This window comes from Synechococcus sp. 65AY6A5 (genome assembly GCF_002760415.1).
In the GTDB taxonomy this organism is placed as follows: domain Bacteria; phylum Cyanobacteriota; class Cyanobacteriia; order Thermostichales; family Thermostichaceae; genus Thermostichus.
This window is the reverse complement of record NZ_AXUW01000001.1, coordinates 2,132,894-2,156,596: the sequence shown is the minus strand read 5'-3', so window position 1 is coordinate 2,156,596 and position 23,703 is coordinate 2,132,894. Positions and strand designations below refer to the sequence as shown.

The following is a 23,703-nucleotide window of genomic DNA, read 5'->3' as shown; positions in this document are numbered from 1 at the left end:
CACCATGGCTGAACTCATCTCCCCCCCTGAAGCTCTGCCTGCCTTGGAGGCCTGGTGGGGATCCCTGCGGCAGGGGCCAACGGTGTTGCCTCCGGCGGTGGTGCACCGCTGTTCTGAGCGCCTGGGCAGCCGGGATGCCGATGTGGTGATTGCCGGCGGCACCCTGGGGATTCTCTTGGGGGCGGCTTTGGCCCGGCGAGGCTGGCGGGTGATCCTGATCGAGCGCGGCATCTTGCGGGGGCGGGAGCAGGAGTGGAACACCTCGCGGCAGGAGCTGCAGGTGTTGTTAGAACTGGAGCTGCTCACCCCGACAGAGTGGGAGGCAATCCAGGTGACCCACTACCCCCGAGGGCGCATTGGCTTTGGGGAGGGCCCCACCTGGTGGGTGGAAGGGGTGCTCAATGTGGGCGTGGATCCGGTCAGCTTGCTGGAGTTCCTCAAGCAGCACTTCCTAGACTGGGGAGGGCAGTTGCAGGAGCAAACTGGCTTTCTTGGCGCCACAATCCACCCCGACGGGATCCGCATCCAGACCACCACCGGCCAGCTCAGCGCCCAGCTCCTGGTGGATGCCATGGGGCACCGCTCCCCCATCGTGGCCCAGGCCCGCCAAGGGCAGCCGCCGGACAGCGTCTGTCTGGTGGTGGGATCCTGTGCCCAGGGGCTGCCCGACCAACCCACTGGGGATCTGTTCTACAGCTTTACCCCCGCCCAGAACGGCTACCAGCCCTTTTGGGAAGCTTTCCCCGCCCGCGATGGGCGCACCACCTACTTGTTTACCTACTGCGACCGGGATCCCCGCCGACCCAGTCTGGAGAGGCTGTGGCAGGACTACTGCCGGCTGCTCCCTGCCTACCAGGGGGCCGAGCTGGCGCAGATCCGCTGGGTGCGCAAGCTGGGTGGCGTTTTCCCCGCCTACCGCCGCAGCCCGCTGCAACTGCCCTGGGATCGCCTCTTGGCAGTGGGAGACAGCAGCGGCAGCCAGTCGCCCTTGAGCTTTGGCGGCTTTGGGGCGATGTTGCGCCACCTGGATCGCCTGCAACAGGGGATCCACGAGGCCCTGGCGCAGCGGCAGCTCGACCGGGCGGCCCTGGCCCTGCTGCAGCCCTACCAGCCCAATTTGGCGGTGACCTGGCTGTTTCAGAAGGCGATGATCCCCCCTTTGGCGGAGAAAAACTGGGATCCCAACAGCATTAACCGCTTGTTGAGCAGAGTGTTTGAGGCCATGATGGCCGCCGGCCCCCAGGTGGTGCAGCCCTTTTTGCAGGATGTGGTGCAGTTGGGCGGCTTGGCCCAAGCGCTGTGGGGCGTGATGAGGCGGGATCCCTGGCTGGTAGTCGAGCTTTTGCCCCGGCTGGGCTTGCCGGAGCTGGTGGAATGGGCGGGCCACTTCGGCGCCCTCGGCCTCTACGAGCTTTTGCAAAGGCTAGCTGACCGCCCAGAAGCAACCCCGCAAGACTACTTTTGGAAGCGGCGGCGCGAGGCCTGGCGCTACGGCTGCGGCCGGGATCACCTCTCCTAGGTGTTCTGGCCGTACACCACCACCCCATAGGGCGGTATCTCAACGGGCTCCCCTTGGTTTTTTGCCGGCAGGGAGGATCCCTGGTCGCCGCTATCTAGAAGCTTCTGCCAACTGCCGCCGGGCCATTGGGCGTAGGTGACCACCTGGTCGGGGCTGAAGTTCAACAGGGCCAGGACAGCTTGGGATCCCTGGTGGCGGTGCAGGGCCAGGCCAGTTTGGGCAAACAGCTCCACCTCCACCGAGTTCCGCTCCAGGTTTTGCAGCGGCGCCAGGGTCTTGCGCAAGTGAATGAGGGTTTGGTACCACCGCCGCAAGACCTGGTGATGGCCGGCGTGGCCCAGTTCCCAGTTGAGCTTCGAGTGCAAGAAAGTCTCTTCCGCTTGGGGATCCGGCACCTCCCCTTGCCAGGCAAAGGCGCTGAACTCGCGGCGCCGTCCCTGCCGCACCGCTTCCACCAGGTCGGGATCCCCGTGGCTGACAAAATACAGAAACGGCGCCACCTCCCCGTATTCTTCCCCCATAAACAGCAGCGGCAGCATGGGGGCCAGCAGCAAAGCAGCGGCAGCCAACTTGAGACCTTCAAAAGAAGTCAGCTGGCTGAGGCGCTCTCCCAGCCTGCGGTTGCCCACCTGGTCGTGGTTTTGGATGCAGATTACAAACTGGGATCCCGGCCTGCCGATGGCGGAATTGCCGTGGCGCCTGCCGCGGTAGGGGGAGTACTGGCCGGAATAGACGTAGCTTTCGCGGTAGGCCTTGGCTAGGTGCTCCAATTGGCCAAAGTCTTGGTAGTAGCCTGTCTTTTCCCCGGTCAGCAGGGTGTGAACCGAGTGATGGAAGTCGTCGCACCACTGGGCATCTAGCCCGTAGCCCCCCTGCTCGCGGGGGGTGATGAGGCGGACATCGTTGAGGTCGCTTTCCGCTACCAGAACCCTAGGCCAGCCGCTGCGCGCTTCTAGGGCATCTACCCGCTCCGCCAATTCTTGCAAAAAAGGGTGGGCGCTGAAGTCGTAGATGGCGTGCACCGCGTCCAGCCGCAGGCCGTCCAGGTGAAACTCCTCTAGCCAGTACTCGGCATTTTGCAGGAAAAACTCCCGCACGCCGTCGGAGGAGCGGTCGTCGAAGTTGAGGGCCTCTCCCCAAGGAGTGCGGTACTTGTCGGTGAAGTAGGGTCCAAAGTCCCGCAGGTAGTTCCCCTCCGGCCCCAGGTGGTTGTAGACCACATCCAAAACAACCGCCAGGCCCTGCTGATGGCAGGCGTTGACCAGTGCTTTCAGGCCCGCTGCTCCCCCATAGCTGGCCTGCACGGCATAGGGATAGACGCCGTCATAGCCCCAGTTGCGCTCCCCCGGAAACTGGGCCACCGGCATCAGCTCCAGCACGTTGACCCCCAGCTCCACCAGGTGCGGCAGGCGAGGGATCAGGGCGGCAAAGGTGCCCTCTGGGGTAAAGGTGCCTACATGGAGCTCGTAGAGGATCCACTGGGAGAGCGGGATCCCCCGCCAGCCCTGATCCTGCCAGTCGAAGTGGGGATCCACCACCCGCGATGGGCCGTGGACGCCGTAGGGCTGGCAGCGGGAAGCGGGATCTGGCCGCTCCACCACCCCCGCTGCGGTGTGCAGACGGTAGAGGTAGTCCACCGGCCCCGGCGGGATCCCCTCCACCTCCGCCTGCCAATAGCCCTGCTCCTCCTGCTTGAGAGGGATAACCTGTTGGACAGGGCTGATTATCTTCAGCTCCACTTGTTCGACTAAGGGCGCCCATACCGAGAAGCGATAGCGGCCCTGCCCCAAGGGATAGGCGCCCATCCGTCCGAGCGGAGGAGAAGTCTGAAGCACGAAACCTGTCTGCACAACTTGGCTTCTACTATAGCGCCTTGCTCCCCTACACAAAAGGATAGCTTGGTAGCCCCGTACTTTAGTACGGGGCGGAAAAGCCCTTGAGCAACTTTAGTTGCTTCTTTTAGCTAGTACAGAGCTTCTCCAGGAAAACGACCTACTGCGGTGCAAAACCCGCGCGGCAATAACTAACCTGGAGGAACTTAAGTCCGAAGTAAGCAGAACTTTGAGGTTATGCCTCAAAGAACTGTCTAGGGGCGTGTTGAAAGCGCCTTCGCGAGTCCATTTTGAGCTGCGTAAGAATCCCCTGGGTGGGAGTGTCAAAGAACCTAAACTCTCCTGCTTCCCCTGCTGAGAAGGAGCCAGCCAGGCAAGAGGGCACCTGGCTCAAAAGAACCCTAGGGGAAGTTGCACCTGCAAACCCCCTCGGCGGATTCCCTTCTGGATGCAGGCGTGCTCAGCGCTATTCGGCGCTCCGCCCCCTTTCCTCCCTTGCCGAAGAGGTTTGCCGGCGAGAAACTGGTGCTGGAAGTTAAGGTGTTGAGCGGATCCCTGAAGGCTAGCCTCGTTGGGGATCCGAAAAACTAAGCCGAACCCTGGTTTGGCTACCTTGTATAGCCACAAGCCAAGTTCAGACTACTGAGAATTGCCTAGGCCATGGACTTACGGCGGTTGCGCCGCATGGCTACCGCTTTGCGCTTGCGCTTTTCCAGGTTGGTTTCAAAGTGGCGATGGTTGCGCAGATCCCGCAGAATGCCCGCCTTGGAGACCTGGCGCTTGAAGCGGCGCAGCGCCGATTCGATCCCTTCGTTTTCGCCAATCGTCACTTGAGTCATAAAGAAGCTATCTCCTCCGTCGATGAGTAGAACGAAAGCACAATCGGGATCCCTATCCTAAACCATCTCCGCCCTGCTGCTGACGGTTACAGGGCGCGGCTGCCAAAGTTGAGGCCCGAAACCGCCTCACCCTCTCTCAAATTTACGACAAACGAGGCCGTTGTTCCGGTGGAAGGCGGCGGAGAAGGCGTTGGCGCTGGGCTGGGGGCGCTGCCGATTACGGATTGTACAAAACCCACAAAGCTGGACACTCGCGTGTACACCCCGTAGAAATTGGGCTGGGCGCAGCCTCTGCCAAAACTGGTGATCCCGGCTAGGGCAAAGCCAGCGCCGCTGGGCACCAGCAAAGGGCCGCCGCTATCGGCCTTACAGGTATCCACACCCCCCTGAGGAAAACCGGCGCAGAGCATGGTGTCTAGAATGATGCCGTCGTAAGACTGGGGCGCGTTGCACACCTCGTTGGCGACAATGGGAACTTCAGCCTGCTGCAGATCCAGAGGAAAGCCACTGGGCCTTTGGCCAGGGACGAGGGGGAAGGTGGCTCCCCAGCCGAGGATGGTGGCGAGAGTACCAGGGGCAGTCAGATTGGTTTGGTTGGGCTGCACCAGCGGCAGGGTAGGCAGGGCCACTGGCCGAGAGAGGCGCACCAGGGCAATGTCATTCCCCCCCTCTGGCCATCGTCGGGGGTCGAAGTTGGGGTGGATAACAATTTGCGCGGCGCGAATGCGCTGGCCAGCGCCCAATTGCAGACGGGTGGTTCCCAACAACAGATCCAGGTTGCGTGCATTCACATCCTGCTGGCCTTGCTCCAAGTCGAAAAAACAATGGGCGGCGGTAAGCACCCACTCCGGGGCAATCAGGGATCCCCCGCAAAACAGCGCCTGAAAAGGATCCGGTTCAGTCGCGTCTAGCAAGGCCACCATCCAGGGAAAGGCTCCCGGCTGAGCCGGCCTACCACCGACAATCCGCCCCGCTCCTGGGCGCGGCGTGGTGAACACTCGCCCTGGAGGCAAGATGGCAGTAACCCGGTAGGTGCCGGGGGACAAGTTGGAGAAACGAAAGTTGCCGTTGGCATCGCTGACAGTGCTGGGTTCCCCTGGATCGAGGCGTCCATTGCTGTTCAAGTCCAGAAAGGTGGTGATGCCCGGCAGCCCCGGCTCCCCCGGATCCCGCAGCCCATTGCCGTTGAGATCGTCGAAATGGGATCCCTCAATTCGTCCTGTGGGAGGAGCTGAGACTGGGGGAAGCGGGCGACTGGAACCCCCGCCGCCACAGGCGCTTATGCTCAGGGCCAAACCCAACCCCACCAGAACAGACCAAAAGTGGGCCAGGCCAAAGGGAAAATGGGAGCGCAAAGGATAAAGCATGGTCATTCTCCAAGGCCAGACGGTTATGCTAGCCAAGCATATCCTGCCAACCGAGGAAGCCTAAAGATTGGGACTCCTGCGCCCAGCCTCCAAGACTCCTTGTTTGGGCAGGCTGCGGGAGGGTGAGTCTGCGCTGAAAGAGTGTTACGCTCTTTAGCTAGGTGCAAAGGGATCCTTAAAGTATGCAAGCCATCACCCTGCTCGGCTCCACCGGCTCCATCGGCACCCAAACTCTGGACTTGGTGGCTCAGTATCCGGAGCGCTTTCGGGTTGTCGGCTTGACCAGCTACAGCAACGTCACTCTCTTGGCCGAGCAAGTGCGGCGGTTTCGGCCTCAAATTGTAGCCATCGGGCGGGAGGAGCTGCTGCCGGAGCTGCGATCCCTGCTGACCGGGATGCGGCCGCTGCCGGAGCTGGTGGCGGGAACGGAGGGGCTGTGTCAGGTGGCGGCCCACCCGGCGGCCCAGCGGGTGGTGACCGGGATCGTTGGCTGTGCCGGCCTCTTGCCCACCTTGGCCGCTATCCGCGCCGGCAAAGACATTGCCCTGGCCAACAAAGAAACCCTGGTGGCAGGCGGCCCGGTGGTGCTGCCCCTGGTACGAGAGTACGGCGTCAAGCTCATCCCGGTGGACTCGGAGCATTCGGCCATCTTTCAATGCCTACAGGGGGTGCCGCCGGGATCCCTGCGCAGGATCTTGTTGACGGCTTCCGGGGGAGCTTTTCGGGATTGGCCTGCCGAAAAACTAGATCAGGTCACCTTGGCCGACGCCCTCAAACACCCCAACTGGGTGATGGGGCGCAAGATCACCATTGATTCAGCCACCCTGATGAACAAGGGCCTGGAGGTGATCGAGGCCCACTGGCTGTTTGGTTTGGATTATGACCGGATCGAGGTCCTCATCCACCCCCAGAGCATTGTCCACTCCTTGATCGAGCTGGCAGATACTTCTGTTCTGGCCCAGTTGGGCTGGCCGGATATGCACCTGCCCATCCTCTATGGCCTCAGTTGGCCGGAGCGCTTAGCCACCCCTTGGGATCCCCTCGATTTGGTCAAGCTGGGATCCCTCACTTTTAAGGCTCCGGATCACCGCAAGTACCCTTGCCTACAACTGGCTTATGCTGCTGGACAGGCAGGAGGAACCCTGCCGGCAGTGTTGAATGCCGCCAACGAAGCGGCGGTGGCCCTCTTCCTACAGGAGCGCATCCGCTTTTTGGACATCCCTCGCCTTTTGGAGCAGGTGTGCGAGCGGCACCAGGTCATCCCTGCCCCCAGCCTGGAGGACATTCTGGAAGTGGATGCCTGGGCGCGGCAACAGGTGGAGCTGCTGGCGCAGCAGGCCCCGGCCCAAGTTCTGGCCTGATCCCTACCGGGGGGATCCGGCACAGGGCTAGAGTGGGAAAAGGCTTGAGGAGCACCTGAGTGGCGGGATCCCATCTCCGACAACTGGCCCATTATCTGCGCCCCTATCGCCGGCAGGTGGCTCTGGGCATTGGATCCCTGCTGGTGGTAAACGGCCTGGGGGTGTTCCTGCCCTGGTACGTCAAGCTGGCCATCGACGATCTCAGCCAGAACTTGGCCGCCCTGTCGCCGCAGCGCATTGCACTTTACGCCCTGACGGTGTTGATCGTCTCCAGCCTGATGATGGGCATTCGCATTGCCTCGCGGGTGTGGATGTTTGGCGTGGGGCGGCAGGTGGAGTTCCGCCTCAAGCAGGCCATCTTCGAGCATTTGCTGACGCTGCAGCCTTCCTACTTTGCCCAGCAGACGGTTGGGGATATCCTCACCCGCATCACCAGCGATGTGGAAAATGTCCGCCGCCTGTTGGGCTTTGCCCTGCTCAACTCGACCAACACAATCTTTGCCTACGGCACCACCTTGCCGGCCATGTTTGGCATTGAGCCGCGTCTGAGCGCCCTGGCCCTATCGGTGTTTCCGGTGATGCTGGTGCTGGTGAAGTTGAGCAGCTCCCGTCTGCAGCAGGAGCAGCTCCAGGTGCAGCAGGAGCTGGCGGATCTAAGCGATCTCATCCAGGAGGACATGAACGGCATTGCCCTGATCAAGGTGTATGCCCAGGAAGAGCACGAGCAGAGGGAGTTTCGCCGCCGCAACGAGCGGCTGCTGCAGGCCAATTTGCGCCTGGCCCTCACCCGCAACCTGCTTTTTCCTTCCCTGGTGGCCTTGGTCAGCCTGAGCCTGCTGCTGCTGCTGGCGGTGGGCGGACCCCAGATTGCCGCCGGGACGCTGACGATTGGGGATTTTTCTGCCCTCACCCTCTACGTGGAACGGCTGGTGTTTCCCACCACTCTGCTGGGCTTTACCATCACTGCCTACCAGCGGGGCCAGGTCAGCCTGGAGCGGATCGACGCCCTGCTGCGGGTAGAGCCCACCATCCGCGATGCTCCCCAGGCTCTACCCCTACCTCTGGAACAGGTGCAGGGGCGTATCGAGGCCAGGGGCCTGACTTTTGCCTATGCCGACACAGGATCCGCAACGCCGGCGCTGCAGGATCTGCACTTTTGCGTCGAGCCGGGCCAATTGGTGGCGGTGGTGGGGCCGATTGGGGCGGGCAAATCCACCCTGGCCAATGCCCTGCCCGGCCTGCTGGAGATCCAGCCGGGGCAACTGTTTTTGGATGGGCAGGACATCACCCAGCTCCAACTGGGATCCCTGCGCCGGGCCATCGCCTATGTGCCCCAGGAGAGCTTCCTGTTCAGCGCCACGGTCCGGGATAACATTCGCTACGGCAAGCCAGATGCCGAAGATTGGGAGGTGGAATGGGCTGCCAAAGCCGCCCACATCCACGCCGAGATCCTCACCTTTCCCAAGGGCTACGACACGCTGGTGGGAGAGCGGGGCATCACCCTTTCTGGCGGCCAGCGGCAGCGGGTGGCCTTGGCCCGGGCTTTGCTGGTGGATGCTCCCATCTTGATCCTGGATGACTCTCTCTCCAGCGTGGACAATCAGACGGCTCAGGCCATTCTTCGCCATCTGCGTCGGGTCACGGCCCAGAAAACGGTGATCTTCATCACCCATCGCCTCACGGCTGCGGTGGAAGCCGATCAGATTTGGGTGATGGACAGGGGCCGCCTCGTGCAGAAGGGATCCCATGCCGAATTGCTGGCGGACGAGAAGGGCCTCTACGCTTCCCTGTGGGCCAAGCAGAAGCTGGAGGAAGCCCTGGCCTAATTTGACGGCGGCAATCCCTGGCCGCTACCCTAACCGGCAAAGCTGTGGGGAGTGGCAACGATGGAAACTGCTGGGATCACTTTGTCCAAATTGCTCCACCAAGCCGGGATCCGACCCCAGGTGGTTCAGGGATCCCTAGAGGGCGTGCAGGTCAGGGGTCTGTGTGCCGATTCGCGCCAGGTGCAGGCTGGGGATCTCTTCTTGGGCATGCCGGGATCCCGCGTTGACGGCGGCGAGTTTGTCCGCGAGGCGCTCACCCGAGGAGCCGTGGCGGCCCTTATTGCCCAGGAGGCTTGGGAGAAAGTTAGCGGAGAGGCTGGAGGAGGCAGTCAGCCCATTCTGGTTTTGCCCCGCAGCGGCATCAACAGGGCCCTGGCCCAGGTGGCGGCGGCCTTCTACGGCTTTCCCGCCCGCCAGCTTACCCTGGTGGGAGTTACCGGCACCAACGGCAAGACGACCACCACCCACCTCATCGAGCACCTGCTGCAGGCTGCTGGCCGTCCTGTAGCCCTGCTGGGCACCCTCTACAACCGCTGGCCAGGCCACTATGAAGTTACACCCCACACCACGCTGTTTCCGCTGGAACTGCAGCGCAGCCTGAGACAGGCCAAGGAAGCCGGCGCTGAGGTGGCGGTGATGGAGGTGAGCTCTCACGCTTTGGCCCAGGATCGGGCGTGGGGCTGTGCCTTTGCCGCTGCCGTCTGGACCAACCTCACCCAAGATCACCTGGATTTCCACGGCAGCATGGAGAACTACTGGCAGGCCAAGGCCACTCTCTTCCGGCCAGAGTATTTGCAGGGGCGGGCGGTGGTCAACGCCGACGACGAGGGGGGACGGCGGCTGCTTGGAGCCATTTCAGCCTCTCTGGAGCCCTGGGCCTATTCCCTCAAGCCCCTAGAAGGGATCCCCGGCCTATGGCCCAGCCAAGTTCACCTACATCCCACCGGCCTCAAGGCAACCCTGCACACCCCTATGGGCACCTTTGCCGTGGAGGCGCCCCTGGTGGGATCCTTCAACCTTTCCAACTTGCTGGCGGCAGTAGGGGTAGCACTGCACCTGGGGATCCCCCCTGAGGCCATCCAGTCGGCCTTGCCCCGTTTTCCCGGAGTACCGGGGCGAATGGAGCGGGTGAGCCTGCCAGGGCAGGACATCACGGTAATCGTGGACTATGCCCACACCCCCGATGGGCTGGAAAACCTGCTCAAGGCGCTGCGCCCGCAAGTTCAAGGCCGGCTGATCTGTGTCTTTGGCTGTGGCGGGGATCGCGACCGGGGTAAGCGCCCGCAAATGGGCCGCATTGCCGCCACCTGGGCAGATCAGGTGATCGTGACCTCAGATAACCCGCGCACTGAAGATCCGCAGCGGATCTTGCAGGATATCTTGGCTGGGATCCCTGGATTCCCCTGGGCCGTGGAGGTGGATCGGCGGCAGGCCATTCGTCTAGCCATCCTCGAAGCTCAGCCAGGGGATACGGTGGTCATTGCCGGTAAAGGCCACGAAGACTACCAGATCCTAGGCACTGAGAAGATTCCCTTTGACGACCGGGAAGAAGCGCGCGAGGCCCTTGCTCTGCGTCTAGCCCATCTATCCCGCTAAACGGCGGTGCTGCAGCATCAGCTCCACAAACTCGCGGAAGAGGTGATCGGCATCGTGAGGGCCGGGGCTGGCCTCTGGGTGGTACTGCACCGAAAAGAGGGGCAACTGGCGGTGGCGGATCCCGGCCACAGTGCGGTCATTTAAGTTGAGGTAGGTGATCTCCACGTCCTCAGCCGGGATCGAAGCAGCGTCTACTGCAAACCCATGGTTTTGGCTGGTGATTTCCACTTGCCGCTCTAGCCCACAGGGATGGTTGAGGCCGCGGTGGCCAAACTTGAGCTTGTAGGTGGATCCGCCCAGGGCCAGGCTGAGGATCTGGTGGCCCAGGCAAATCCCAAACAAGGGCTTCCCGCTTTGCAGCAGCGCCTGGGCGGTGCGGATGGCCGTGGTCTCTGCCGCCGGATCCCCAGGCCCGTTGGAGAGAAGGATCCCGTCGGGGTTGTAACTCAAAATCTCCTCGGGGCTGGCGTGGGCCGGCAACACCATCACCCGACAGCCATAGCGGGTAAGGCGGCGCAGAATGTTGCGCTTAACGCCAAAATCCAGGGCCACCACCCGCAGGGGCGGCTCCGGGATCGGGATCCCTTGGCTGCGGCCATAGTCCCAGTCGGCGGGGGTGGGCTCCAGCCACTCGTAGGGCTTAGGGGTTGTTACCTCTGCCACCAGGCTCAGCCCCTGCATGGAAGGGGCCTGGCGCACCCGCTCCAGCAACGCCTGCGGATCCAGGATCTCCGTCGAGATGGCCCCATTCATCACCCCCTGGGAGCGCAGCCGCCGCGTCAGGGCCCGCGTGTCCACCCCAGCAATGCCCGGGATCCCGTGCTGTTTGAGGTAGTCAGGCAGCGTCCCCGTGGCCCGCCAAGAGCTGGCTAGGCGCGACACGTTGCGGGCAATCACTCCCGCGACCTGGGGCCGGGCCGATTCCTGATCCAGCTCATTGACTCCAGTGTTTCCCAACTCAGGGCAGGTAAAAGTAACGATCTGCCCCCGGTAGCTGGGATCGGTCATCACCTCCTGGTAGCCGGTCATGCCCGTGTTGAACACCACCTCGCCTGCTGCCGTGCCCGGCGCCCCAAAAGACCAGCCGGCAAAGGAAGTGCCATCGGCCAGCACCAGCAGAGCCGGCTGACGAGATTGCCAAGGAAAGGTTTTTTCCTGAAGGATTGGGGAAGAAGGGGCCATGCGCTACCCAAAAACATCGGCCTGACCATCCTACCCCCTTTCAAGGAGGTTGCAAGGCTGGCTAGTCTTCTGCATCTGTTCTACTTGCACAAGCCGGGTCGTTGTCCTTGCGGATGGTGCCTATCAAGGTGCTTACCACCACACAGCGGTTTTCTCTCTGGGAGTAGGTGCTGCTAACTACAAAGCGACCCAGTTGACGGGCGCGGCCATCGGATTCAAAAACCGCCCTTCCGTCATTGAAGGTGTTAGCCACAGTTACAAAATTGTTCAGGCGTAGCCGCTGACAGGGGGTAGGTTCATCGCAGAGGCCCTCCTCATCCTGGATAACCAGAGTCGGCACGTTTGGCTCCGAATTGTCCACCCCCACCACCCAAGCTCGGCCCAGGAGAGAGGCTCTGGCGTTAGTGCGGGCGGTGCGCAGGGCGCGCTCCACCCTGTTCTGCGCATCCTCAAGCTGGATCCGCGCCCAGATGTTGATCCCAGAAGGAACCGCCAGCACAGCCAAGATGCCGATGATGACCACCACCGCTAGGACTTCTGTCAGCGTAAAGCCCCGGGATCGAAAAGGCTGAGCTCGGACAATTGCCTTTTTCTCCAAGGCCAACATGGTGGACATTCCCCCTAGGAGAGCTGACGGTTGATAACACCGCGGGCAAGAACCCGTGTTTGCATTGGCAGCAAGTAGCGCGACACCTCTGAGATATCGACGCTGGTGGCATTTCGGATGTAGCGACGGAAAAGGCCAGGGTTGGCCCGCTCCATGGCCGTGGCGGTGATGTTGATGATCACATCCTGCGGTCGGTCAGCGCCGACGCTTTGCCGCACGCAGACATAGAAGCCCACGTCGTTTTGGTTATCTCCCAGCCCTGGGAAGATGACGCCGTTGGGCCTGCCGCCACCAAAGGCATAGCCCTGCGGGCAAGCGGGTGCAACCTGCGGGCTGCCCTGCCGGCTGCTGAAGATGTTGGAGACCAAAGTTGTCAGGCGGGGGCCATCTGTCCTGCCGGCAATGGGGATTTGGCGCGCTCGAGCTTGCTCGGAAGGCCAAGCAAGGAAACCATCTCGGAACGGATCGGGATCCTCAACAAAGAACGGGCTGCGACCGGCGCAGTTGTTTTGACCCTGAATGTTGAAGGGTCGCAATTCAAAACGGTCGATCCGCGCGTTGCCTTCCCAGGGAGTGCCCCCCGTTGGGTTGCCGGCGTTGTTGTAGTTGCGGCGTAGGTAGTACACCACCAGGGTGTAGATGCCGCGGCGGCTGACAAGAGTGTCCCAATCCGCATTTCTATCGTTCCGATCGCGCGGAAACTCGCGAGGTGGTTGGACAGGTAGGATGGCGCGGCCTTCTCGAATCTGTTGCAAGTTGGGGATTTGGTCTCCCGGAGTACCGTCCTCTCGCTGAGTACGGTAACATCCCTGCGGGATCGGCTCTAGCTTCCAAAAGGCAACAACCGGGATAGCGTCATCGGGCCGGCGGATCCAGCCCGGCGCGTAGAGCCGTTGAATGACATCCGGGATCCCGTCCCCAAGTCGATCAGATTGCTGTGGGTTCTGCTCAGTGTCGTTGTAAATGTAAAGAGCCTCCGCCAAATCCTGCTGGATGAATTCCATGGCTTGGGTCAGCTCCGCCTGCACCTGAGTGCGCCCCGTCTCTTCCCGATCCAGCCGCATGGTTTCAATGACGATCATGCCGGTGGCCAGCAGAAAGATCGAGGCTACCACCAGCGACACCAAAAGCTCGATGAGGGTAAAACCCGCACTCTGGTAAACCCTGTGGCGAAAAACCTTGAACATAGGAAAACACCACCTTTTTTTGCAAACCCCCAGTGGGAGCTTACCCGTCACTTTACAAAGAGGTAGGGCTTGGTCAGGGCAGCGGGAAGGCATTGCAGTTGTTGGTCGGGATCTCACCCCTAGCTTGAACATCGGCCAAAATGGCCCGGCAAACATACCCCAAATTGGCGGCCAGGTTGACTTCTACAATCGAGCTGGCCATGGGAAAGAGCCACACATCGGCATTGGCCAAGTTCTGATTGGCGGAGACCGTCTCAGTGCGCAGGCCAGGAAGAGCTTGCCGAGTGTTTGGGTTAAAGGAAAAGCGATGGTAGACCCTGACTCCCATCATAAAGCTGCAGGGAACCCCTGCAATGATGGTTCTGCTACCTCGGTCGATGCATTCCCCGCCCCTATCCCGAAAGGTTTGGATGACATAGACCTCGGGGTTTCGCCCCGGCACCTGAACTTCAGCCAAACGAATGGAGTAGTTGGGGCCGGGGTTGTCCATATCAGCAGGAGGCGGGGTATTGGCCAAGGGGCTTGCTCCAATCCTGGGCAGACGAGCCAACTGAGCTGGGTTCTGGAAAGCAGCTGGGTCGTCGGCCAGTTCCAGGTCAACCAGCGTGCGAATGCGATCCACCTCAGCCCGGGCCAGTTGATTGGCCACTTCTATCCGCTCCGTCATGGCCCGCCGATAGGCGATCAAGGTAAGGGCAGGAGCAAGGGCAGCCATGGCCAAAGCCACAATGACCACCGACGCCAAGACCTCAATGAGCGTGAAGCCTTCTGCTTCCAATTGCTGCCGCAAAAGCCGCCACCTTTTCATATCCCCTCCAGCGCTCGCCCAGATCTGCCTACCTTGAATCTACCCCTGGCATGGGAAGTCGATATCAGTCGAATTCGTTGCAGCCTTCAATCCGAGCAGCCGCCTGCAGGGGCACATCTGGCTGAGCTTGCAGCCCGCAGCGCAGCCGCCGCACATACGGATCCTGAGGATCCAACTCCCGCAAGAACTCAGTGCGGGCATTGGAGGGGAATTGGAAGCGGGACGACACAGGGCCGGGGCGGCGGGCAATTTGCAAGCCCACGTCATAGCCGAAGCGGCGGTTGGGTGGGTAGTAGTAGTCGTAACCGCGCACGAAGGTTGGATCTGACACTAGGCTGGGCGGCTCGAAGCTGTGCTGTAGGAAGGGGCCGGTGGCGTAGGTGCTGTAGTTGAGCTGGATCATCGAGCCGCTGAAGAAGAGGTTGGTATTTCTCCACAGCTCGTTGAGCCGCAGGAAGTTGTGCATGCCGCCGGCAGTTTGGTCTAGCCGCGAGGGCAGGGTGCCGCTGATGGCAATGGCATTCACCCGCGTTTCCCTGGCCGGCTGCAGCTGCCGGTTTTGGCTGCCATCGTCGTTGCGGCGGCGCTGGTTCACATTGGTTGAAGCCAGCTCTTGGAAGCCGGGAATGGGAATGGGCCGACGGGTCACCTCATCCAGGATTACCCCCAGCACCGGGTTGCTGCCGGCAAAGCCAGTGGGAGTCTCGTTCAGGTCCAGGGTGAACGGCTCCACATCCACCCAGACCAGGCCATCGCCATCGCCGCCGTTACGGTCGATCTGAACCTGGATGGTGTTGCCGTTGGGCTTGACGTAGAAGCAGAGGCCATTGCGAATATCTTCACTGCCCTTGTGGTCAATGTAGTATCCGTCCGCATACTTGGACGCGGGAGTGTAGGCTTGGGTCGCGGCGCTTTTGTTGACGCGGGCGTAAGGGTTGAGCGCCATCTGGGGTTGGATCTCTAGCTCTGGCCGATCTGGCAAGTCTAACCCAAACAGTGGATCCCGCTCCAAAACATTTGAAGGCTCCTCCGGATCCCAAATGCCATTCTTGTTGAGATCCTCGAAGGTAGGATCGGCACCTTTAGGAGAGGTACGCAGAGTGCTGGGTCGGCTGTCACCGGTGTAGGCGGTGTACTTGAAGCGGTCGTTGAAGTTGGGGCGAAACACTCCGGGCACCCAGAAGCCACCGTCTGAGGGAGTGACCTGTTCATCGCCACAGCGAATTTCTCCGTTCTTGTTGAGCAGTTGCCGCCGCAATTGCCGTGCCCAGTCAGGGCTACCCACACCAGGATTTCCAGAAATCTTGGAGCTGGTCCTCTCAGCAGGGCGGATGCCAGGCTCCTTGCTAGGATTTGCAATCTGAGAGGGCAAGTTGCCCTTCAGGCCATTGCGGGCGGCATAAGCTGGCTCGCCAAACATCCAGTTAAAGGCCGCTTGCAAAGCTTCGGCAGGGCTGGGCCACTTGGGCAGCTTGGGCACCCCGGCTTTCACCTCCAGCACCGGGGAAAGCTCCGGCTGCAGAGCGATCGTCACGCCTTCGGCAGGAGCCGCAGCCACCATGTTCACGCCAATGGTCTCCGGCTCCGGATCCGCTTGGATTTCCCAGACGGGGCGCAGCTCCACCGTGTTGGGCTTGGCCGCCATCCACTCGTCCAAGGGGCTCTTGGAAGGAGTTTCTGGGGCAAAAGTGCTGGGCCCGCAGGGACGCCCTTGACAGGTCAAACGTTGGGTCTGCGTTGCAGTGGGCGAGCAGGTGGGGCTGCTGGTGCTGGCGATGAGGGTGCCCGTCCGGGTTTGGGTAAAGGTTTTGGTTGTGCCGCAGGCGATCTGGTTGATGACCTCATCGCAACTGGCCGGTGACCAAGGGCCCCAGTTGTAGTTGCAGGTCTGCGGGCAGTCGACCGTCTGGGATTGCGTCTCGGTGTAGCTGGTTCCGCAAACTGCCACTGTGCAGGTGCGGCTGCGAGTTTGGGTGACTTTGGTGCCGCCGTTGGCCACCGTACACTTAGGAGTCCATTCAGACCAAGCACCGCAGCTAGCACCTGGAGGTTGGCAGGTAAAGGCTCGGGTTTCTTTTTCGGTGAAGGGGCTTTGGCTGCGACAGAGCGGGGTTACCGTGCGGCTGCGGGTTTGGGTAATGGTGGTTTTGTTGCACTGCTGGGTTGGGGTACAGTCGGGCGACCAATTCGACCAGGGCCCATAGTTAAATTGAGGATTGCAGGTGAACTGGCGAGTCATCGGCGTCGGCGGAGTGCCAGGGCAACCGGCAGGCAAGGTGGCCGTTTTGGTTTGGGTAATGGTGGTGGCCACACAGATGTCGGTTTTACATGCAGGAGTCCAGTCTGGCCAGATGGGATCGCAGTTGAGGGGGGTTGCGCAGTACTTCTGGTTGGGTAACAGAGGTTTATTCCGATCCGGCTGGCAAGGTTTGTTCACCCCCTGCAGCGGCTTCAGGTACCGCAGGTCGTAGTCTTCTAGATCGCTGCCATCGCGAGTGGCAAAGCGCAGGGAGGCACCGCTGGTATTTTCGTAAGTTTGGATCTCCACCAAGTAGGGAGAAGGCCCAGATGGAGGTGCACACTCCAGCTCCACCCGCAAGGTGGTCAGGTTACTGCCGCCATCCTGCCAAGTTTCGGCGCCTGCAGCATTTGGCCCTAGGTTGAGGAAAGTGCCATTCGAGGCGGACGCATTGGCAAAGGTGGCTGTAGAGCCGTCGCGGCGCCGAATAATAATCCGCGCGCCATCGTCGCTGAAGAGACGGTAGCTCTGTAGGCCAGGCCAACGGGGATACAGCTCCCCTACCCAGCGCACCACGAAAAAGTCGTTGCCGTTGTTGTTGCCGCTGTTTGTCCCACCACTTCTGCGCCGCCAGCAGGAGCGCTGGAAGTTGAAGTGACTTGGAAAGTTGAGGTCATCCGCGTCGATGGGCCGGTTCGGCAGGCTGTTGTTGCCATCGGGCTCCCCACAACTGGGCATCCAGAACCAATCGCCGCGATCCCGCCGATCGGGGTTGCCAGGCGGAGGCGGTAGTGACAAACTGCAGAGGGGCTGCAGGATGTCAGACAAAGAGCCGTTGCAGCTGGGGGGATTGTTGTACAGCCGCCGTTTGAAGGGGGAGCGCGAGTCTATGCTGTTATCGCTGCCAAAAAAGTACTGGAAGCCTCCCCACCCAGGGAAACCGCTACCGCTGCGGGCAAAGGGGGCTAGGTTGCTCGGATTATTGATGGCATCTCGCACACAGGCCCAGCGTTGGTCGTTGTTGGCGCTGCCCAAGTTGGTCGTGGGGCAAGTGTGAGCACCGCTGGTAAACCCGTTATTGGTGGTAACGCTGCTGTTAAACTGACCAATGGCGTCAGGTACTCCTTGCGCCGGGAACACCGGATCCGGCCAGCGCACCGCCCGCAAGTAGGGCAGGTTGGCATCTTGAGCGCTCGAAGACAGGGGGCCTACGGCTCCGCTGGTGGCAAACCCTGTGTTGCGGTTGTACTGGTTCTGCGGGCTGGTCAGCCAGCCGTTGTAGTACTCGGCCAGCAACCCAGAGCCACCAGGGCTCGGGCAAGGCCCAGGTGGAGCTACCATCACCCAGCGGGAGGTATCCAGCACCGGGTTGCCCAAAGCGGAGATGCGGGTGCCGAAGTTGGCATAGCCCGTATCGGGTGCCCGCAAGAGCCGCACTTCGGGCACGCCCAGCCCTGCGGTTCGGTCAGCTTGACCGGAGCTGGCATCGGTACTGTTGCGGCGGGCAAAGATGGTGTCGCGGGCAAACACATCCGGCCAACCCGGTTGGTTGGTATTGTCACCCAGGTTCTGGGCCCCGTTCGTGTTGTCAAAGCGCAGAACGCCAGCACCATCTCTGTTGGGATCCGGAGCCGGCCAGTTGTTGCCGCGGATCACCAGCGCTTGGTTGAGGAAAGAAGTGTTGGCTCCTAGGTTTGGCCCGCTGCAGCCGTAGTGTTCGTTGCGGCGAGGAGCCGAGGCTCGTTGTGGGCTACCCTGGTAGTTACGATCGGCTACAAAACTAGTGCCACCGCCGTTGAGCGTAGCATCCTGCACAAAGCCGTCGTCGATGCTGCCATCGCAGAAATCGGCAGAGAGGATGTTCACCGCGTCGCCCAAGACCTCGCTGGGCCGCCAGAGATCCTGCGCCGCCCGGGCAAAGCTCCGGTCTTCCCGCTCTTGATTGGATCGGAATCGCGGCCGCCCGTAGAAGTTGCTGTAGAGGCCAGTTTGCGGGTCGAACTCAAGGAGGGTGGTGAACTCCTCTAGCCGTCTCCCGTCCCCTGTCTGATGCAGGTTGAAGTCCCCTTGGATGTAGACGGGGTTGTCGGAAACGAAGGAGAGGCCAAAAATCGCGTCATTAGGGTTGAACCCGCCGCGGGCCAGCACCGCCCCGTTGCGCAGGCGGAAGCCATAGGGCCGCCGATCCGGATCGGCATAGTAGTCCACCGGCTTGGGGCTGAGGTTTTGATCAGAAACAGGGGGATCCCAGACCGTTTGGTTGTTAGCCGTGCCGCGACCTGGCTGACCGGCGTTCATGATGCCGGCGCTGCCCAAGTCACCGCGGGCATTTCTGTTGCGCCAGCTGGTTAGGTAGCTATCAAAAGTGCCCAAGGGCGGGCGGGCAATGGCATCCTCCCGTACCGCATCTTCCCGGAAGGCGTAGAAAATCCCCCCTTCTCGGTTCTCGCCAATGCCGGCAGGCAGCCAAGTGTCCCCGTTAATCAACCCCCTGGCCTGTCCGCTGACATTGTTGGTCAGCAGGGCCAGGTCAATGTTGAGGGCCCGCACTGCCATCGCCTCGCGGCCATCGTAAAAGACGGAATCCTTAAAGGGCACGCGGTAGCACTGGTCGCCAATCCGAATTAACTCAAATCGGTTGCTGTTGGGGTGGTTGCCAAGTACTGGGCTTCTGGGGCATTCCTCTAAACGAGCATTGGGCAAGGTCCAGTCGTTGATCCTAGGCTGGGGCCTCAGCCTTATCAGTTCCAGATCTCCTAGGTTGTCCAGGTTGCACGTTGAGGGATCGCAAAGGGTTCGGTAGGTTACTGATCCTCTTTGCTGTGATCCTAAGAACGGTAACTCCCGTAAGAAGGGGTAGGCCTGCCTCCGCTCATCTTCAAGGGGATCGTTGGGGTTGGGGGGCACGCTGTGGTAAAAGGTCTCGCGGGGGAAGATGTAGCGCAGCGGCAGATAAAACCGGTTGGCCGCTTCTCGGTCCCCAGCTCGGCTGGCTTGGATGTCGTTCCAAAGGATTTGAGCTGTGGGATCAGGATTGCTGGCATTGGCGGCATCCCGAATGCGCAGGATGTTATCGGCCAGCATGCCCAACATGCAGCCTGCCGTTTGCAGCGTGGTTTGGTCGGCTAGGCTCAGTTGGTCAGTCACTTGGTCAGCGGGAGTGCCTCGGTTGACCAGATCAATCGCCTGCCCAATCGCCCGCCGCAGCTCGGAGAAGTTGCCAAAAGCCGTAATAAACGGATCCGGATGAATGCGGCCCGGCTCTTGCCTAGGTGGGTAGGCCCCGTCAGGATCGCCGGCAAAATTGGCCAGGTTGGTGAGCGCTGTCCACAAAGGAGTGCCAGGCCGCAGTTGCTCCCGCATCGGCCCGGGGTCATACTCCCAAACGTTGGTGCCCTCTCCAGTAAAGAAGTTGATGCCCAGTTGAGTACGCTGGTCGCCGGTAGGGAAGGTGGAAGCCCGCTGCAAGCTCCAGGGAGTGCCGGGGTGAGCCACCGTAGCCAGGCAGGCTATCGGAAAGCGGCCATCTCTGTGGCTGTAGTGGTAAACGGCCGTGGCCTGCACTGCCGCCGGGTTATCCCGTAGCGTTAGGCGTTGCCGCGCCTCGTTGCTGATGAAAATGGGCTGCAACTTGGTGGGATCGTTGGGATCCCCGGGCGGCACCAGAGGCAAAGGCAAAGAATCGGTGCGGGTTAGTTCTAGCCGCTGCCCAACAATTACCCGCAAGCCCTCCACACGGGCCCGCCGCTCCCAGTAGCCATCCAAGCCCACCTCGGAAAGGGCGCCTGGGGGTGGGGTGTCCTCGGTCAAAGACTCATTCTGGTTGTTCCTGGCATCAGCAGGAATGGGATCACCGGCCCTAGCAGGACGACTAGCAGGACGATACCTTTCCGCAAAGGTGTCCACATCGCAGCCCCTCTGCGGGTCAGGTTCGACCGGTGGACGGTCATAGCTGGCCTTGGGGCCAAAGCGGTTGTCGGCCCGATACACATCGTCCACGTAGGGCGGGCAGACTTGGTCTTCCGTTGACTGAAAGCCGCCTGCTTGAACTCGTCCTGGTGGGCCACTCGCTGAATTCCGCCTGACATTAATTGGAGAGACTGACCATCTCTCTGGATCCTGGGCGTAGGTTCCGCGGGTACGAATGCGGCCAAAAAGCTGTAGCTCCAGCGGATCCAGCGCCACATTTTCTGGCTCTACCTGGTTCTGCACCGAGTCAAAATTTCGGTTGTTCAACCGAGCCAGCACCGCTGGCGCTACGTCTTGCTGGCCAGAGTGAACATCGAAAATCAGAGTATCGCTCACCTGCTGGCCGGCGTAGCCAATGGCCCCTGCCACCAGCTCTCCAAAGGCAGTGATCTCAGAGTTGTCAGCGGGCATGTAGAAGCAGGATTGCTCCGAGCTGATGGCGAAAGCCCGGAACAAGTTGTTGGAGCCATACCGGAAAAAGAGGCTGCCCCCAGCGTAGATGGCGCCGTTCCAGTTGTAGCCGGGGGTGAAGAAGAACTCTACATCGCCGCGGCTAAAGATCCCCCACTTGTTGAGCAGATCCCGCTTCCGATCCTGCTGGAACTGCAAGGCCGAGATGGCGCGGGTGGTGGAGTCGGCCCCCTCAATGGGCAAAGTTACAGCGTACACCTGAAAGGGCTTGTACAGCGCCGTGCCCACCTGGAACCAGTCCCCCACGTTGGGGTTAATCGTCTGCTGAGCGGGGTTATCGGTACAAGGGCCCAGAGCGGATCCCTGCAGTGGCCCACTGCGGATCAGCAGCCGCCGCGCCCGCTCCGTATCCGTTAGCTGGCTATCCTCAAAGCCGGCGCCAGCAGCCCGACGGGTGTTAAGGATGGTATAGGCGGTTACGGAGTCGTTGACGCCGTTGTTGTCGGTGTCCGCCAAAAACCACCAGGCTGGCGCCCGCACTTGCTGAATGTTGCTTTCGATCACAAACTGAGTTTCATCGGGGAGGATGTAGGGATTATTCTCATCCCTAGGGATTAGTTCTTCCTCCCCGTCATTAATCAAGGCTGCGACAAGCTGCGCATCGGTGGGGGTACCGGCGGGAAGGCGAGGATCCCGTACCAGATATTCGATCTTGGCCCTGGCCCGGTCGATGGCGGCATTCAGTTGCCGGCTGACGGTTTGCCCTGCCCGTTCCACCTGGGTTTGGATGCTGCGCTGGGTCGAGCGGGTCAGCAGACCCACCGTCACCAAGCTCAAGACCAGCACGATCAAGATAGCGACCGGCAGGACGAAACCGCGCTCTCGCATCTGGCGCCGCTTCACCTCTACCTTCAAGGAGCTGAGCAGGCGCAAGACAAGTTTGAGCAGCAGCGGGGAAGGAGCAGACATGGCCGTATCTCAGATAACGCAGGTGAGAAGGGGCACTTGGGCAGATGCCAAGATAGCAACAGTATGCAAGGGATCCGGAGTTTCGGACATCCCCACCGCTGGGGGGAGCTGCCAGCCCCCTCTCTGCAAGATTCTTAAGAATCCTCAATATCCTTTCACAAAATCCCCAGTTGCTGCGCCTTGAGCAGGGCGGTGACGCGGTCATTGGCATCCAGCTTGCGGTAGGCGGTGCTGGCATATTCTTTGACGGTTTCGATGCTCAGGCCCAAGCGGCGGGCGATCTGCTTGTTGGCCAAGCCCTCTTTCATCAGTTGCAGCACACACAGCTCGCGGGGGGTGAGCTTGGGCAGCTCCTGTCGGGCAGGCAGCCAGTCTCGTTCAGGGTTGGACAAAATCTGACGGATGACGCGGGCCAATTCCGCCGGGTCGGTCTCTTTGGAAAGGTAGCCTTTGGCCCCGGCGCGGCGGGCTGCCTCAATCAGACCCGGCTCCTGAAAGGTGGTCATCATCACCACCACCACCGGCAGGCCCAGCTCGGTGATTTGCTGGCAGGCGGCGATCCCATCCCCATCCGGCATGCGCACATCCAAAAGGGCCACCTCGACGGGGCAACGGCGGCAGTACTCAACGGCCTGGGATCCCGTCTCGGCTTCGGCCACCACCTCAAATCCTTGCGCTTGCAGGGCAAACTTTAGCCCCAGCCGAAACAGGGGATGGTCGTCGGCAATCAGAACCCGGACAGGGGAACTCATGGCAGGGGATCCCGGCCTATGAGAGGGCTAAGCTTAATCTGCCCAAAAGAGGGAGCTAGCCCTCACCCCCAGCCCCTCTCCCTCAGGGACAGGGGAGCTAGTTTTTCACAAAGACCATGCCGCGGGCGCCGGGGTTCAGGGTGGGATCCAGTTGGGTTTGGGCGTTGTAAAGGGCGCCTGTCAGATCGGCTGCTTCCAAAAAAGCGCCGCGCAGGTCGGCCCCGCGCAGATCGGCCTGGCGCAGGTTGGCTCCTGTGAGGTCGGCACCGACGAGGACGGCCCCGCGCAAGTCGGCGCCGCTGAGGTTGGCCACCTGCAGGTTGGCGCCGGTGAGATTGGTCTGCTGCAGGTTGGTCTGGCTGAGATCGGCTTCCCACAGAAAGGCCCCGCCCTGATCCGAGCCGCGCAAGTTGGCGCCGCGCAAATCGGCCAAGTTGAGGATCGCCTGAGAGAGGTCGGCAGCTTGCAGGTTGGCCTGCCTGAGGATGGCTTCTTTCAGGTTGGCGCCGCTCAAATCCACTCCCGGCAGCTCGGCTCCCGTCAGATCGCAGGCGGGGCAATCTTTGCTGGGGGCAACAACCTGGGATCGGCCCAGTTGGGCATCCAGCTCCAGTTGGGCAAAAACAGGAAGTGCCGCGATCCCGACCACCCCGCCGAGGAGACCGACCCAGCACTGGGACCATGCCATTTTTTTCACGGGGATCCCTCCTGGCTGACCCTCACCCCCGGCCCCTCTCCCAGAGGGAGAGGGGAGCTGGAGATCAACCTAGAACTATAGCCGTTGGCGGGAGCATGACTCTAGTCAATGATATGCTGGACTATACTGAAAATAATGTACAATATGTTCAGTATAGCTGCTTGGTATGGCTAGGTATGTAAAACCGAGAGAAGCGGCGGATTATTTTGGGGTGTGCCTCCACACCTTGAGGCGATGGGAACAGAAGGGCTGGATCCATGCAGTACGTACACCATCCGGTAGGGCAAGAAGGTACGACCTCGACAGTTACATCAGAGCGCCCAAGAAGGCTAAACGAGTCGTTTTGTACGCCCGAGTCAAAAGTCGAGGGCAGAAGCCAGACTTGGAGAGACAGATTGCAAGACTGGTTGACCTCTATCCTGGAGCCGAAGTGGTCGGAGAGATTGGCGGCGGTCTCAACTTCAAAAGACCAAAGTTCCTTGCCTTATTGGAACGAGTTCGTACGGGAGATGTCGGAACAATTGTGGTCACTCACCGGGATC

General features: G+C 61.1%; 16 protein-coding genes. 6 read left to right on the top strand and 10 right to left on the bottom strand.

Annotated elements, in window-relative coordinates; all coding sequences use genetic code 11:
- Positions 1-4: 4 nt before the first annotated feature.
- Positions 5-1,519, top strand: a complete 1,515-nt coding sequence (locus tag SYN65AY6A5_RS10230; protein WP_099812586.1) for an FAD-dependent oxidoreductase — start codon at positions 5-7, stop codon at positions 1,517-1,519.
- On the opposite strand, the gene treZ is transcribed toward SYN65AY6A5_RS10230, so the two are convergent.
- The gene (gene treZ, locus SYN65AY6A5_RS10225) at positions 1,516-3,354 is read right to left on the bottom strand and encodes a malto-oligosyltrehalose trehalohydrolase (RefSeq protein WP_240531030.1); all 1,839 of its coding nucleotides are present in this window, start codon (positions 3,352-3,354) and stop codon (positions 1,516-1,518) included. The genes SYN65AY6A5_RS10230 and treZ overlap by 4 nt on opposite strands.
- A gap of 453 nt (positions 3,355-3,807) precedes the next feature.
- On the opposite strand from treZ, the gene SYN65AY6A5_RS14710 reads away from it, so the two are divergent.
- On the top strand, positions 3,808-3,942 hold the full coding sequence (locus SYN65AY6A5_RS14710) for a hypothetical protein (RefSeq protein ID WP_276307362.1): 135 nt from the start codon (positions 3,808-3,810) through the stop codon (positions 3,940-3,942).
- 62 nt (positions 3,943-4,004) lie between these two features.
- On the opposite strand, the gene rpsU is transcribed toward SYN65AY6A5_RS14710, so the two are convergent.
- Complete coding sequence (gene rpsU, locus SYN65AY6A5_RS10215) at positions 4,005-4,190, bottom strand: 30S ribosomal protein S21 (RefSeq protein WP_011429105.1); 186 nt, start codon at positions 4,188-4,190, stop codon at positions 4,005-4,007.
- 86 nt (positions 4,191-4,276) lie between these two features.
- Positions 4,277-5,557 (bottom strand): trypsin-like serine protease, encoded by a 1,281-nt coding sequence (locus SYN65AY6A5_RS10210; protein ID WP_099884618.1) that lies wholly within the window; start codon positions 5,555-5,557, stop codon positions 4,277-4,279.
- Positions 5,558-5,739: 182 nt separating this feature from the next.
- On the opposite strand from SYN65AY6A5_RS10210, the gene SYN65AY6A5_RS10205 reads away from it, so the two are divergent.
- From SYN65AY6A5_RS10205 to SYN65AY6A5_RS10195, 3 genes are read left to right on the top strand one after another with little or no spacing between them, the layout of a single operon-like run.
- Complete coding sequence (locus tag SYN65AY6A5_RS10205) at positions 5,740-6,918, top strand: 1-deoxy-D-xylulose-5-phosphate reductoisomerase (protein WP_099835688.1); 1,179 nt, start codon at positions 5,740-5,742, stop codon at positions 6,916-6,918.
- A 59-nt stretch (positions 6,919-6,977) separates the two neighbouring features.
- Positions 6,978-8,744, top strand: coding sequence for an ABC transporter ATP-binding protein (locus SYN65AY6A5_RS10200; protein ID WP_099884364.1), 1,767 nt, complete (start codon positions 6,978-6,980; stop codon positions 8,742-8,744).
- A gap of 60 nt (positions 8,745-8,804) precedes the next feature.
- Positions 8,805-10,340: a UDP-N-acetylmuramoyl-L-alanyl-D-glutamate--2,6-diaminopimelate ligase gene (locus SYN65AY6A5_RS10195; RefSeq protein ID WP_099884362.1), complete on the top strand. Its 1,536-nt coding sequence runs from the start codon at positions 8,805-8,807 to the stop codon at positions 10,338-10,340.
- On the opposite strand, the gene carA is transcribed toward SYN65AY6A5_RS10195, so the two are convergent.
- The 7 genes from carA to SYN65AY6A5_RS10160 all read right to left on the bottom strand — a co-directional run bounded on the left by carA (position 10,329) and on the right by SYN65AY6A5_RS10160 (position 23,152).
- Positions 10,329-11,522 (bottom strand): glutamine-hydrolyzing carbamoyl-phosphate synthase small subunit, encoded by a 1,194-nt coding sequence (gene carA / locus SYN65AY6A5_RS10190; protein WP_099884360.1) that lies wholly within the window; start codon positions 11,520-11,522, stop codon positions 10,329-10,331. The genes SYN65AY6A5_RS10195 and carA overlap by 12 nt on opposite strands.
- 61 nt (positions 11,523-11,583) lie before the next feature.
- Positions 11,584-12,138: a prepilin-type N-terminal cleavage/methylation domain-containing protein gene (locus SYN65AY6A5_RS10185; RefSeq protein ID WP_099884357.1), complete on the bottom strand. Its 555-nt coding sequence runs from the start codon at positions 12,136-12,138 to the stop codon at positions 11,584-11,586.
- A gap of 5 nt (positions 12,139-12,143) precedes the next feature.
- Positions 12,144-13,316 carry a prepilin-type N-terminal cleavage/methylation domain-containing protein gene (locus SYN65AY6A5_RS10180; protein WP_099884355.1) on the bottom strand — a complete coding sequence of 391 codons (1,173 nt, stop codon included), beginning with the start codon at positions 13,314-13,316 and terminating at the stop codon, positions 12,144-12,146.
- Between the two features lie 73 nt (positions 13,317-13,389).
- Positions 13,390-14,124: a prepilin-type N-terminal cleavage/methylation domain-containing protein gene (locus SYN65AY6A5_RS10175; RefSeq protein ID WP_099884353.1), complete on the bottom strand. Its 735-nt coding sequence runs from the start codon at positions 14,122-14,124 to the stop codon at positions 13,390-13,392.
- 64 nt (positions 14,125-14,188) lie between these two features.
- Positions 14,189-21,712 carry a hormogonium polysaccharide biosynthesis protein HpsA gene (hpsA, locus tag SYN65AY6A5_RS10170; protein ID WP_099884351.1) on the bottom strand — a complete coding sequence of 2,508 codons (7,524 nt, stop codon included), beginning with the start codon at positions 21,710-21,712 and terminating at the stop codon, positions 14,189-14,191.
- A gap of 155 nt (positions 21,713-21,867) precedes the next feature.
- Entirely contained in the window at positions 21,868-22,464 is a 597-nt protein-coding gene (locus SYN65AY6A5_RS10165; RefSeq protein WP_099884348.1) for a response regulator transcription factor, read from the bottom strand.
- A gap of 97 nt (positions 22,465-22,561) precedes the next feature.
- Positions 22,562-23,152, bottom strand: a complete 591-nt coding sequence (locus SYN65AY6A5_RS10160) for a pentapeptide repeat-containing protein (protein WP_011429117.1) — start codon at positions 23,150-23,152, stop codon at positions 22,562-22,564.
- Between the two features lie 175 nt (positions 23,153-23,327).
- On the opposite strand from SYN65AY6A5_RS10160, the gene SYN65AY6A5_RS10155 reads away from it, so the two are divergent.
- Positions 23,328-23,703, top strand: a 376-nt coding sequence (locus SYN65AY6A5_RS10155; RefSeq protein ID WP_143597163.1) for a MerR family transcriptional regulator, incomplete at its 3' end; no start/stop codon positions are given.

Bases quoted from the DNA above. Each gene is read 5' to 3' on its own strand.
- SYN65AY6A5_RS10230 (WP_099812586.1), top strand. From the start codon at position 5: ATGGCTGAACTCATCTCCCCCCCTGAAGCTCTGCCTGCCTTGGAGGCC.
- rpsU (WP_011429105.1), bottom strand. From the start codon at position 4,190: ATGACTCAAGTGACGATTGGCGAAAACGAAGGGATCGAATCGGCGCTG.
- SYN65AY6A5_RS10210 (WP_099884618.1), bottom strand. From the start codon at position 5,557: ATGCTTTATCCTTTGCGCTCCCATTTTCCCTTTGGCCTGGCCCACTTT.
- SYN65AY6A5_RS10205 (WP_099835688.1), top strand. From the start codon at position 5,740: ATGCAAGCCATCACCCTGCTCGGCTCCACCGGCTCCATCGGCACCCAA.
- SYN65AY6A5_RS10195 (WP_099884362.1), top strand. From the start codon at position 8,805: ATGGAAACTGCTGGGATCACTTTGTCCAAATTGCTCCACCAAGCCGGG.
- carA (WP_099884360.1), bottom strand. From the start codon at position 11,522: ATGGCCCCTTCTTCCCCAATCCTTCAGGAAAAAACCTTTCCTTGGCAA.
- SYN65AY6A5_RS10185 (WP_099884357.1), bottom strand. From the start codon at position 12,138: ATGTCCACCATGTTGGCCTTGGAGAAAAAGGCAATTGTCCGAGCTCAG.
- SYN65AY6A5_RS10180 (WP_099884355.1), bottom strand. From the start codon at position 13,316: ATGTTCAAGGTTTTTCGCCACAGGGTTTACCAGAGTGCGGGTTTTACC.
- SYN65AY6A5_RS10175 (WP_099884353.1), bottom strand. From the start codon at position 14,124: ATGAAAAGGTGGCGGCTTTTGCGGCAGCAATTGGAAGCAGAAGGCTTC.
- hpsA (WP_099884351.1), bottom strand. From the start codon at position 21,712: ATGTCTGCTCCTTCCCCGCTGCTGCTCAAACTTGTCTTGCGCCTGCTC.
- SYN65AY6A5_RS10165 (WP_099884348.1), bottom strand. From the start codon at position 22,464: ATGAGTTCCCCTGTCCGGGTTCTGATTGCCGACGACCATCCCCTGTTT.
- SYN65AY6A5_RS10160 (WP_011429117.1), bottom strand. From the start codon at position 23,152: ATGGCATGGTCCCAGTGCTGGGTCGGTCTCCTCGGCGGGGTGGTCGGG.